This window comes from Pseudomonas sp. SW-3, assembly GCF_016615645.1.
Taxonomy (GTDB): Bacteria; Pseudomonadota; Gammaproteobacteria; order Pseudomonadales; family Pseudomonadaceae; genus Aquipseudomonas; species Aquipseudomonas mandelii.
Genome location: NZ_CP067098.1, coordinates 1,488,620 through 1,500,168 on the forward strand (window position 1 = coordinate 1,488,620; position 11,549 = coordinate 1,500,168).

The window sequence follows — 11,549 nt, forward strand, 5'->3', positions numbered from 1 at the left end:
ACCCTCTGTATTGAATGTGCCGGCCTCTTCGCTAGCAGCTCGCTCCCACAGGTTTGGATTTGGCTCCATGGGTTGATATCAGCATTACGAATAATTACAGACAGCTCCGGCGGGCCTGTCTAGATTGGAGGTTCCGGGGACAGCGAAGCCCCAATAACAATAAAAGAGACGGACCCCCATGCAGAACTCGACCCAAGCGGCGAATGCCTGGCGCATTCTGTTCCTGCTGTTCCTGGCCAATCTGTTCAACTTCTTCGATCGCACCATCCCGGCCATCATCATCGAACCCATCCGCATGGAATGGCACCTCAGCGACTTTCAGCTGGGGATCATCGGTACTGCATTCACCATCGTCTACGCCATTGCCGGCTTGCCCCTGGGGCGCATGGCCGATACCGGTTCGCGCAGCAAGCTGATGGGCTGGGGCCTGGCAGCGTGGAGCGGTCTGACGGCGGTCAATGGTCTGGTGGGCAATTTCTGGGCGTTCCTGATCGTGCGCATGGGCGTCGGCGTCGGCGAAGCCAGTTACGCGCCGGCCGCCAACTCGCTGATCGGCGACCTGTTCCCGGCGCATCGTCGCGCGCGGGCCATGGGCATTTTCATGCTCGGTCTGCCACTGGGCCTGCTGCTGGCGTTCTTCACCATTGGCGCAATGGTCAAAGCGTTCGACAGCTGGCGTGCACCGTTCTTCATCGCGGCGGTGCCGGGGCTGATCCTCGCTATCTTCATGTTCTTCATCAAAGAGCCGAAGCGTGGCGCGGCAGAAACCGTGCAGGTCTCGCAAGAGAAAGTCGACAAGCCGATCCGGCGAATTCTGGCAGTGCCGACCTTTCTTTGGCTGGTCATGGCCGGGTTGTGCTTCAACTTCGCTACTTATGCCTGCAACTCGTTTCTGGTGCCGATGTTGCAGCGTTACTTCCTGATGCCGTTGCAGGAAGCGGCGGTGGCGACCGGCGTGATCGTCGGCGTGACCGGTTTGTTCGGATTGACGCTCGGTGGCTGGGTCGCCGACAAGATTCACCAGCGAGTGGCCAATGGGCGCCTGCTGTTTGCGGCATTCAGCCTGATCATCTCGACGGTCTGTACCGCGTGGGCGCTGCATGCCGGGCGGATCGAGATCGGGGTGTTCGTGGCAGTGTTCAGCGTGGGTTGGCTGTTTGCTTACAACTTCTATACCTGCGTTTACACGGCGATTCAGGACGTGGTCGAACCGCGCTTGCGGGCCACGGCGATGGCGCTGTTCTTCGCCGGGTTGTACTTGCTGGGCGGTGGTTTGGGACCGGTGGTGGTGGGTGGTTTGTCCGACCACTTCGCGCACACGGCGATGGCCGCGGCAGGCACCGAGCAAATGACCGAGGCATTCAAGGCGGTCGGCTTGCATGACGCGATGTACTTGATCCCGGTGGCGCTGTTTTTCACCATGGTGTTTCTGTTTTTGGCTTCGCGGTGTTTTGTTCGGGATTCGAAGCGGATGAAGGAAGGGTTAGTCGCTGTGGGTGAATCTGATGTTGCAGTGGCGACTGCATAATCGCTATCGCCAGCAGGCTGGCCCCCACATTGGATCTACAGCGTTAACAAATCCCCGGTGGGCGCTAGCCTGCCAGCGATGCGGCCATCAGCATCACTGCATCAAATTTCAGGCAATAAAAAAGGCCCACATCACTGCGGGCCTTCTTGTTTTCAGCGGTGGAGCAGGGCGGTTTAACCCGCCACCAACACCCGAATCGCTTCCAGCCGCAACGCGGCTTTATCCAGCATCGCCAGACCCTGCTCGCGTTGTTTGCGCAGGGCAACCAGTTCGCTGTCGCGCACGGTCGGGTTGACCGCTTGCAGTGCGGTCAAACGTGCCAGCTCTTCGTCGGTATCGGCCGCCAGACGACGTTGCGCTTCGGCAACCCGTTCGGCGTGACGCGGGAAGATCTTCTCTTCGCCGGCGTTGATCCGTGGCGTCAGTTGATCGCGCTGAGCCTGGATGAACTTGTTGGCACTGGCGCGGGGCACGCTTTCCAGTTGATCGTTCAGGGTTTCGAACGACACCCGTGCCGACAGGTCGTTGCCATTGGCATCGAGCAGGCAGCGCAGGGCGGCCGGCGGCAGGTAACGGCCCAGTTGCAGCGAGCGCGGCGCAACCACTTCGCTGACGTAGAGCAGTTCCAGCAACACGGTGCCCGGTTTCAGCGCCTTGTTCTTGATCAGCGCCACGGCGGTGTTGCCCATTGAACCGGACAAGACCAGGTCCATGCCGCCTTGCACCATCGGGTGTTCCCAGGTGATGAACTGCATGTCTTCGCGAGACAGCGCCTGGTTACGGTCGTAAGTGATGGTCACGCCTTCGTCGTCGCCCAGCGGGAAACTGGCGTCGAGCATTTTTTCGCTCGGCTTGAGGATCAGGGCGTTTTCCGAATGGTCTTCGCTGTCGATGCCGAATGCGTCGAACAGGGTTTCCATGTAGATCGGCAGGGCGAACTGATCGTCTTGTTCGAGAATGTCCTCGACCAGCGCATCACCTTCGCCAGCGCCGCCGGAGTTGAGTTCCAGCAAGCGGTCACGGCCGGTGTGCAACTCGGCTTCCAGGCGCTCACGCTCGGCGCGGGCTTCGTCGATCAGCGCTTGCCACTCGCCATCGTCGGCGTTTTCCAGCAGTGGCAGCAGGCGCGGGCCGAACTGATGCTGCAAGGCGTTGCCGGTCGGGCAGGTGTTGAGGAACGCGTTCAGCGCCTCGTGGTACCACTGGAACAGCCGTTCTTGAGGGCTGGTTTCCAGATACGGCACGTGCAGTTCGATGATGTGCTTCTGGCCGATCCGGTCCAGACGACCGATACGCTGCTCGAGCAAGTCCGGGTGGGATGGCAGATCGAACAGCACCAGGTGGTGCGAGAACTGGAAGTTACGACCTTCACTGCCGATTTCCGAGCAGATCAGCACCTGTGCGCCAAATTCTTCGTCGGCGAAGTAGGCCGCGGCGCGGTCACGCTCAAGGATGTTCATGCCTTCGTGGAAGACCGTGGCCGGAATACCGGAGCGCACACGCAGGGCGTCTTCCAGGTCCATGGCGGTTTCAGCGTGGGCGCAGATCACCAGCACTTTGGTGCGTTTGAGCATCTTCAGCTGATCGATCAGCCACTCGACGCGCGGGTCGAATTTCCACCAGCGTTCTTCTTCGTTGGCGTCCGGCTGGGCCTGGAAGCTGACTTCCGGGTACAGCTCGGCGTGATCGCCCAGCGGCAGTTCGAGGTATTCGTCCGGGCACGGCAGCGGGTACGGATGCAGTTTGCGTTCCGGGAAACCCTGCACGGCGGCGCGGGTGTTGCGAAACAGCACGCGGCCGGTGCCGTGGCGGTCCAGCAGTTCGCGGACCAGGCGGGCGCTGGCTTCGATGTCGCCATCGTTGACGGCGGTCAGCAGCGCTTCGCCTTCGTTGCCGAGGAAACCGTGAATGGTCTTGTGCGCTTCCGGCGACAGGCGCCCTTTGTCCAGCAGCTCCTGAACGGCTTCGGCCACCGGGCGATAGTTTTCGCTCTCGGCGCGGAAGGCGTGCAGGTCATGGAAACGGTTCGGGTCAAGCAGGCGCAGGCGCGCAAAGTGGCTGTCCTGACCCAGTTGTTCCGGGGTCGCGGTCAGCAACAGGACGCCGGGAATGACTTCGGCCAGTTGCTCGACCAAGGTGTATTCAGGGCTGGCCTTGTCTTCGTGCCACACCAGGTGGTGCGCTTCGTCGACCACCAGCAGGTCCCAACCGGCGGCGAACAGCGCGTCCTGGGCCTTTTCGTCGTCCACCAGCCACTCGAGTGCAACCAGCGCGAGCTGGGTGTCTTCAAATGGGTTGGCGGCATCGCTTTCGATGAAGCGTTCTTCGTCGAACAGCGCGACTTGCAGGTTAAAGCGGCGGCGCATCTCGACCAGCCACTGGTGCTGCAGGTTCTCCGGCACCAGGATCAGCACGCGGTTGGCGCGGCCCGAGAGCAGTTGGCGATGGATCACCAGGCCGGCTTCGATGGTTTTGCCCAGGCCCACTTCATCGGCCAGCAGAACCCGCGGCGCAATGCGGTCGGCGACTTCACGGGCGATGTGCAACTGGTGCGCGATCGGTTGCGCGCGTACGCCACCGAGGCCCCAAAGCGCGGACTGCAATTGGCGGCTGGTGTGTTCCAGGGTGTTGTAGCGCAGGGAGAACCAGGCCAGCGGGTCGATCTGCCCGGCGAACAAACGGTCACTGGCCAGGCGGAACTGAATGAAGTTCGACAGTTGGGTTTCCGGCAGGGTAACCACTTCGTTCTGCGCGTTGAGGCCGTGGTAGACCAGCAGGCCATCGACGTCGTCGACTTCCTGGACGGTCAGCTTCCAGCCTTCGAAGTGAGTGATGGAGTCGCCCGGCGAAAACCGCACGCGGGTGAGGGGCGCATTCCGTAGCGCGTACTGGCGAGTCTCGCCAGTGGCCGGATAGAGCACGGTCAACAAGCGGCCGTCCTGTGCCAGAACGGTGCCTAAACCCAGCTCGGCTTCGCTGTCACTGATCCAGCGTTGCCCCGGTTGATACTGCTGCGCCATGCTGCCTGACTCCCACCTTGAAAAAGCGGGCTATCTTAACGGAATGAGGGCTTCAGGGCCAAAGGACTCTCATAAAAACTCGCACTCTTACGTTAGCCCAGCGACGCGATGCTTGCAGGTCGGGGCACCAATTGGTGCCAAACCGGTCACAGTTTGCGACCGATGGCTCAAGTCGCCATCCCCGCAGCCGACAGCCTGCTGACAGGAGACTATTAATTATGCTGCCACCGATGCTCCCTTTGAGTGCCGTGCCGATCACGTCACAGCAGGACCCGATCCGCCAGCGCCCGGATATTCCGCCTGTCGTGCCGGTGCAGGAAAGCTCCAACGAAAACACCATCGACCTGCAACAGCGAGATCCCGAAGAGGCGGCTTTTCAGCTGCGCGAGGAACAGCGGCGCAAGCAGGAGCGGGAACGGCGTCGTCGTGAGGCTGATGAAGATCCGGAAGAGCATCTGGCGATTCCCGGTAACGAGCTCAATGCCGACAATACCGTGCCGGTGGCGCCGTTGATGGAAGATCAGCCGCGCCAGGGGTTGTGGGTCGATATCCAGATTTGAGGTTGTGGCTGGTCAGCGCTGCCGTGAGACCGCATTATTGTGACAACCCTGCCATACGATGTACTGAGCACCATGAGCCAAGACGACAAGCTGATTGATCTCAATTCCGAACGCGCCAAGCGGGTTCATGACCTTAATGAAAAGCGTCTGAATGAAGTGCGTCAGGCGTTTGAGCAGGCGATGCCGTTGGGTAAAGCCAAGAAGAAACCGAAGAACAAGCCGAAAAAGCGCTGAAACACCCTGCATCCGTTGATGCAGGTCAGTTATTTCCCCTCCTTTACGCCCTGTCTTGGGCGACATTGATCCTGGTCAATTTTCTCTTCTGCCTGATTGGTTAACTTAGCCCTATCGCAACAGGGCAAGTGCAGGAGAGCCGTCATGTTTTTCGACAACGTGGTGATCGCAGGGGTGCTGACAGTCGGCCTCATGGTTCTGTTTTTCGCAGGGTTCGGATTTTTTATCTGGAAGGATTCGCATAAGCGTAAGCCGTAGTTCTTTCTGGATGTAATGAGCACGCAAGGCATTTTGGGCAACTTCGGTTGCCCTTTTTTTCGCCTGCGATTTGGGGATGGGGGGGCTGTGGAGCCTGTTTGCGAAGGCGGCCTGATAGCCGACCTGTCTCTGCGTGGTGTACATATCCATTCCTGCGGTAATGGCCGCTTATGGTTTCGCCCTTACGGCGACTCACTTTTTTTTCAAACGCCAAAAAAAAGTAAGCAAAAAAAGGCTCGCCCCGAACGTCCGGCCCCTCGCCTAGGCTCGGCGTTCCTTCGCTCCGGCATTCATCTGGGGGCATCGCCTCCGGTCGGCTTCGCTTCGACCTCCTCTCGATGTGTGCGGCTTCGCCGCACGGCGCTACGCGCCCCCCCCCAGATGAACGCCTCCACTCCGCCTCCCGAAGGGGCGGGCAGATCAAGATCAAAAGCAGGCGAGCTAACGCTCGGCCTATTGAGTGGTGAGAAGCGTTCGGTGGGCAACGTCCCACTGTAGGAGCGAGGCTTGCCCGCGAAGGCGTCCTCACGGCCAACCATCTCTTTCAACAGACCCGGCAATGCCGGACTGCAGGCCATAAAAAAGGCGCGAACCTTACGGAACGCGCCTCTTTGTCGCAGCCATGTATCAGCTGCCCAGTGCCTTCGATGCCAGCCAGAACAGGCCGGCCGACAAGGCCACTGTCGCGGGCAGGGTCAGGACCCAGGCCAGCAGGATGGTTCTCACGGTGCCGCCTTGCAGGCCGCTTTTATTGGCGACCATGGTGCCCGCCACACCCGAGGACAGGACGTGGGTGGTGGAGACCGGCAGGCTGAAGATGTTGGCCATGCCGATCAGGCTCGCGGTGGTGATCTGTGCCGACATGCCTTGGGAGTAAGTCATGCCCTGCTTGCCGATCTTCTCGCCGATGGTCAGCACCACGCGTTTCCAGCCGACCATGGTCCCCAGGCCCAGGGCCAGGGCGACCGCCAGAATCACCCAGAACGGGGCGTATTCGGTGGTGGTGGTCAGGTCTTTGCGCAGTTTGTCCAGGTCAGCCTTTTCACGGGCAGCGAGGCCAGGCAGCTTGCCGACTTTCTTCGCCGTGTCATCCAGGCAGAGCAGATAGCGACGCACTTCGATGCGGCTTTCCGGCGACAGCGAGTGGTAATCCGCTACACCTTTAAGGGTGTCGAGGAGGGCGGTGATGGTCGGTTCGGTCTGTTGCGGGTTGCAACGGAATTTCTCCGGCAGATCGCCTTCCACGCTTTTGCCCAGGGCCAGGTACTCGCCCAAGGTGTCGGCGTTACGCTTGTAGAACTGGCTCAGGTGCAACGTCGCATCGCGGGTCCGTTCGATCTGGTAGGTCGTGCTGCCCAGGTCGAGAACGAACTGCGCCGGCACGATACCGATCAGCACCAGCATGATCAGGCCGATACCTTTCTGGCCATCGTTGGAACCGTGCACGAAGCTCACGGCCATGGCCGAGATCACCAGCACCAGGCGATTCCAGAACGGCGGGTGTTTCTTGTCGTCGATCTTGCGGCGCTGTTCCGGTGTCTTGTGCATCTTCGACAGAGGACGCCACCATTTAAGACCGATCAATATCAGCGCTGCGACCAGGAAACCCGCCATCGGCGAGAACACCAGGGACGCCCCGATGTCGATCGCTTTCTGCCAGTTCACGCCATCGGCCAACGCAATGTCGTTGATCAACGCGTTGGCCAGGCCGACACCGAGGATCGAACCGATCAGCGTGTGGGAGCTGGAGGCCGGGATACCGAAGTACCAGGTGCCCAGGTTCCAGGTGATGGCGGCGGCGAGCAGCGAGAACACCATGGCCAGCCCGTGACCGGTGTTCACATTGATCAGCAGTTCTACCGGCAGCAGGTGGACGATGGCATACGCCACGCCGACACCGCCCAGCAGTACGCCGAGAAAGTTGAACACACCGGAAAAGAACACCGCCAGATGAGGCGGCATGGCTTTGGTGTAGATAACGGTGGCCACCGCGTTAGCGGTGTCATGAAAGCCGTTGATGAACTCGAAGGCGAGGACAAAGGCCAGGGCGAGCAAGAGGCTCACAAGCACCCAAGCATCAAGTCCGCTGAATAAATCGATCATGAAGGTTTTCTGACCCGGTCATAAGGGGGCGCGATTATGCCAGAAAAGACTGCAAATCGATGCACTAGGTGCTCATCGGTAACATTCTTCAACGAATTAATTTGTGACGATGGCCTATCGCCGAGGTTTTTACCGGGTTTTGCAAGTCATTGAATTCAGATGAAAAGGCCGCAGCCACAAGGGTTTCTCTCGTGAGACCGAGAGGCTTGAACACTTGTGTGAAATATCTGAGAAGAGGGTCAGGCAAGTGCCATTTGCCTCATCCGTAGGGTGAGGTGACCGCTGCCCGCTTGTAGCGGGCGCGAAAGGCATCATCAGAACACCCCGCTTTTAACGGGTGCCGATGCAGACCCTTGAAGGATTCAGGCCGAGGTATTCAGGGTTCTTCGGCTTTGAGTTCCTTTTCCATCTTCTGCAATTCCTGGGTGAATGCCTGATCCTGAACGGTGGCGCGTTTACGCCATGGCTTACGTTCGGGTTCGGGCTGAGCGGCGTAGGTGGTGACTTCCCCGCCGTAAACTTCCTTGTAACGTTGTTCCTGGCGCTCAAGTTCCGCGCGCAGTTCGTCTTTCGTCACAGTGCTACCTGTATGAGTTGAGATAAATTCTGGTGAAACGCGCTGCATGGAACCTATTGACCACACCCGTCGAAAGGCCAATACCCGATAAAGGCATCGTTTCTACGGCGTGCGAAAAATACTTCCATGTTGCAGGCGGCCACGGCACCAGAGAAAAACAGCTGACGTAGCATCAGTTACCTGTTTCAGCGAGCGCGTTGGCGGAGCATATGAAATGAGCGTCAAGCGCTTGCTGCAGGCAGCGACGATAGAATACCGGGCTGCCGGGTAGCGGGATCGGCACGTAAAAACCGCTTCGCCACTGAGGTGCATTATAGCGGTCGATCCGAAGAACACTATCGCTTGAGAGTTAAAAGTAGTTCTACCTGTGTGATTGTTTTGTTACTCACAACTTTCAGAGGTAACTAGGGTGTGGGTGATGTCACAGTGCAACGATGTCTTTCTGACGCCATAAAGTCGAACAAGTTAATCCCACTACATCAGCCCTTAATCAGTAAAGAATAAAAGCATGTTGCGGGCGCTGCGCAAATCAGCGCGCGCAGGTAGCCATCGTCTGTGAGGTCGATTGCGATTATCGGTCGATGGTTCGATAATCGCCCAATCTTGCAGCCTGTGGCTTGTGTGCCGGACCCGAAGCCGCTTGTAATATCCGCTGATCCGTGTGGGAAAAGGACCTGATATGAACGATCAAATGCGCAATTCCTTCGCTTCAGTGGCGCCGCCGATCGTGGCCTCGCCCGCCAAGCGAATCCAGGCCCTGACCGGCGATCCGGATTTCATGACGTCTCTGGCCCGGGGATTGGCGGTGGTTCAAGCGTTCCAGGAGCGCAAACGGCACCTGACCATTGCCCAGATCAGCCACCGCACGGAAATTCCCCGCGCCGCTGTGCGACGTTGCCTGCACACCCTGATCAAACTCGGCTACGCCACCACCGACGGTCGCACCTATTCGCTGCTGCCCAAAGTGCTGACGCTGGGCCATGCCTATTTGTCCTCAACGCCTTTGGCGGTGTCCGCCCAGCCGTATCTGGACCGTATGAGTGAGCAACTTCACGAGGCTTGCAACATGGCCACGCTGGAGGGCGACGACATTTTGTACATCGCCCGCTCGGCGACCACCCAACGCCTGATTTCCGTCGACCTGTCGGTGGGCGGGCGGTTGCCAGCGTATTGCACGTCGATGGGCCGGATTCTTCTTGCGGCACTGGACGACACCTCGCTGCGCGAATACCTCGACCATGCGGAGTTCCAGGCCAAGACCAGCCGAACCTTGCACACACCCGAGGCGTTGCTCGAATGTCTGCAGGAAGTGCGGCAACAAGGCTGGTGCATCGTCGATCAGGAACTGGAGCAGGGCCTGCGTTCGATTGCCGTACCGGTGTACGACGCTTCGGGCCAGGTGGTGGCCGCGCTCAACGTCAGTACCCACGCCGGACGAGTCAGCCGCAACGAGCTGGAGCAGCGTTTCTTGCCCGGTTTGTTAAGTGCCAGCCGTGACCTCAGCGCCCAGTTGTTTGCCTAAGCTGTTCGATAAACGCACAGACTCGCGTTTATCGAATTGACGCTGTTTCCCCGGGATCATTACTGTCGCGGCAGCGCCAGTCCTGAGCTGGCACCTGTCCGACTGCGTTCTTGCGTGGAATAAAAATAATGAACCAGCCTCAGTCTGCTGTAGGAAACTGCCTCGACGTGCAGTCCTTCATCAATGCTCAACCCATCTCGCGCTACCAGTGGCGAGTGGTGATCCTGTGTTTCCTGATTGTCTTCCTTGATGGCCTCGATACCGCGGCCATGGGCTTCATCGCGCCGGCCCTCTCCCAGGACTGGGGCATTGATCGCGCCAGTCTCGGCCCGGTGATGAGTGCCGCGCTGATCGGCATGGTCTTCGGCGCACTGGGCTCCGGTCCCTTGGCTGACCGCTTCGGGCGAAAAGTCGTACTGGTCGGCGCGGTATTGTTGTTCGGGGCTTTCAGCCTGGCCTCGGCGTACAGCACCAACGTCGATCAACTGCTGGTGCTGCGCTTCCTCACCGGCCTGGGCCTTGGCGCCGGGATGCCGAACGCCACCACGCTGTTGTCGGAATACACCCCGGAGCGCAAAAAATCCCTGCTGGTGACCAGCATGTTCTGCGGCTTCAACCTCGGCATGGCCGGTGGCGGGTTTATCTCGGCCAAGCTGATTCCGGCCTTCGGCTGGCACAGTCTGCTACTGATCGGCGGGATTCTGCCGTTGATACTGACCGTCGTCTTGCTGTTCTGGCTGCCCGAATCGGCGCGTTACCTGGTCGTGCGCAACCGTGGTACCGACAAAGTGCGCAAGGCTCTCGCACCGATCGATCCGACCGTCGTCGCTCAGGCGTCGAGCTTCAGCGTACCGGAGCAGAAAACCGTGAAGGCGCGCAACGTGTTCGCGGTGATCTTCTCTGGCACCTATAGCACCGGCACCTTGCTGTTGTGGCTGACCTACTTCATGGGGCTGGTGATTGTTTACCTGCTGACCAGTTGGCTGCCGACACTGATGCGTGACAGTGGCGCGAGCATGGAACAAGCGGCATTCATTGGTGCCCTGTTCCAGTTTGGCGGGGTGTTGAGCGCAGTGGGCGTGGGCTGGGCGATGGACCGGTTCAATCCGCACAAGGTCATCGGCATTTTCTACCTGCTGGCCGGGGTGTTTGCCTACGCGGTAGGGCAGAGCCTGGGCAATATCACGATTTTGGCGACATTGGTGCTGGTGGCCGGGATGTGCGTCAACGGTGCGCAATCAGCGATGCCGTCGCTGGCAGCGCGGTTTTATCCGACGCAAGGGCGAGCGACCGGGGTGTCGTGGATGCTCGGGATTGGCCGTTTCGGCGCGATTCTCGGGGCCTGGATGGGTGCGACATTGCTGGGCCTGGGCTGGAACTTTGAACAAGTGCTGACGGCGCTGGTGATTCCGGCGGCGGTGGCAACCATGGCGGTGGTGATCAAGGGCATGGTCAGTCATGCGGATGCGACCTGAGTTCAGGCTCCGGAATCTTCAGCGGGTTTGATGGCCTCTTCGCGAGCAGGCTCGGTCCTACAGTCAATCGCGTTCTCCTGTAGGAGTGAGCCGGCTCCGGGCGGCGTTCCGGCGATGCTTTTTGGGATCGATAGCGAGACAACAATATGTTCGATAAACGAACACTTAGTCGATTATCGGATTGTTTGGTGTTTTGCACAGGCTTAACCTTCAGTCATTCCGGCGCTGCGCATCGCGCCTTTTTCTACCACTGTCGGTTCATCACAAACGGG

The 11,549-nt window shown here is 59.5% G+C and carries 9 protein-coding genes; 6 read left to right on the forward strand and 3 right to left on the reverse strand.

All coding sequences use genetic code 11. The features are described 5' to 3' along the window. Positions 1-178 precede the first annotated feature (178 nt). Positions 179-1,528: a spinster family MFS transporter gene (locus tag JIO00_RS06620; protein WP_077749560.1), complete on the forward strand. Its 1,350-nt coding sequence runs from the start codon at positions 179-181 to the stop codon at positions 1,526-1,528. A 173-nt stretch (positions 1,529-1,701) separates the two neighbouring features. On the opposite strand, the gene rapA is transcribed toward JIO00_RS06620, so the two are convergent. Continuing rightward, positions 1,702-4,548, reverse strand: coding sequence for an RNA polymerase-associated protein RapA (gene rapA / locus JIO00_RS06625; RefSeq protein WP_010462562.1), 2,847 nt, complete (start codon positions 4,546-4,548; stop codon positions 1,702-1,704). A gap of 218 nt (positions 4,549-4,766) precedes the next feature. Here rapA and JIO00_RS06630 point away from each other — a divergent pair, with 218 nt between their 5' ends. The 3 genes from JIO00_RS06630 (at position 4,767) to ccoM (ending at position 5,600) form a co-directional block, all read left to right on the forward strand. Continuing rightward, a complete protein-coding gene (locus tag JIO00_RS06630; protein ID WP_010462560.1) occupies positions 4,767-5,108 on the forward strand; it encodes a hypothetical protein in 342 nt (113 codons plus the stop codon). A gap of 72 nt (positions 5,109-5,180) precedes the next feature. Next, positions 5,181-5,342, forward strand: coding sequence for a hypothetical protein (locus tag JIO00_RS06635; protein WP_007935839.1), 162 nt, complete (start codon positions 5,181-5,183; stop codon positions 5,340-5,342). 144 nt (positions 5,343-5,486) lie between these two features. Beyond that, entirely contained in the window at positions 5,487-5,600 is a 114-nt protein-coding gene (gene ccoM, locus JIO00_RS29985) for a cytochrome c oxidase subunit CcoM (protein WP_010462558.1), read from the forward strand. A gap of 627 nt (positions 5,601-6,227) precedes the next feature. On the opposite strand, the gene JIO00_RS06645 is transcribed toward ccoM, so the two are convergent. Together JIO00_RS06645 and JIO00_RS06650 are read right to left on the reverse strand one after the other, a co-directional pair. Beyond that, positions 6,228-7,703: an inorganic phosphate transporter gene (locus JIO00_RS06645; RefSeq protein ID WP_010462556.1), complete on the reverse strand. Its 1,476-nt coding sequence runs from the start codon at positions 7,701-7,703 to the stop codon at positions 6,228-6,230. Between the two features lie 376 nt (positions 7,704-8,079). Then, positions 8,080-8,280 (reverse strand): hypothetical protein, encoded by a 201-nt coding sequence (locus tag JIO00_RS06650; RefSeq protein WP_007935837.1) that lies wholly within the window; start codon positions 8,278-8,280, stop codon positions 8,080-8,082. 679 nt (positions 8,281-8,959) lie between these two features. On the opposite strand from JIO00_RS06650, the gene pcaR reads away from it, so the two are divergent. Together pcaR and JIO00_RS06660 are read left to right on the forward strand one after the other, a co-directional pair. Next, positions 8,960-9,802 (forward strand): pca regulon transcriptional regulator PcaR, encoded by an 843-nt coding sequence (pcaR, locus tag JIO00_RS06655; RefSeq protein WP_010462552.1) that lies wholly within the window; start codon positions 8,960-8,962, stop codon positions 9,800-9,802. A gap of 128 nt (positions 9,803-9,930) precedes the next feature. Further along, positions 9,931-11,277: an MFS transporter gene (locus JIO00_RS06660; protein WP_010462550.1), complete on the forward strand. Its 1,347-nt coding sequence runs from the start codon at positions 9,931-9,933 to the stop codon at positions 11,275-11,277. Positions 11,278-11,549: the final 272 nt, after the last annotated feature.

Excerpts from the sequence above, each read along its gene's own strand:
- JIO00_RS06620 (WP_077749560.1), top strand. The coding sequence starts at position 179 with ATGCAGAACTCGACCCAAGCGGCGAATGCCTGGCGCATTCTGTTCCTG.
- rapA (WP_010462562.1), bottom strand. The coding sequence starts at position 4,548 with ATGGCGCAGCAGTATCAACCGGGGCAACGCTGGATCAGTGACAGCGAA.
- JIO00_RS06630 (WP_010462560.1), top strand. The coding sequence starts at position 4,767 with ATGCTGCCACCGATGCTCCCTTTGAGTGCCGTGCCGATCACGTCACAG.
- JIO00_RS06635 (WP_007935839.1), top strand. The coding sequence starts at position 5,181 with ATGAGCCAAGACGACAAGCTGATTGATCTCAATTCCGAACGCGCCAAG.
- ccoM (WP_010462558.1), top strand. The coding sequence starts at position 5,487 with ATGTTTTTCGACAACGTGGTGATCGCAGGGGTGCTGACAGTCGGCCTC.
- JIO00_RS06645 (WP_010462556.1), bottom strand. The coding sequence starts at position 7,703 with ATGATCGATTTATTCAGCGGACTTGATGCTTGGGTGCTTGTGAGCCTC.
- pcaR (WP_010462552.1), top strand. The coding sequence starts at position 8,960 with ATGAACGATCAAATGCGCAATTCCTTCGCTTCAGTGGCGCCGCCGATC.
- JIO00_RS06660 (WP_010462550.1), top strand. The coding sequence starts at position 9,931 with ATGAACCAGCCTCAGTCTGCTGTAGGAAACTGCCTCGACGTGCAGTCC.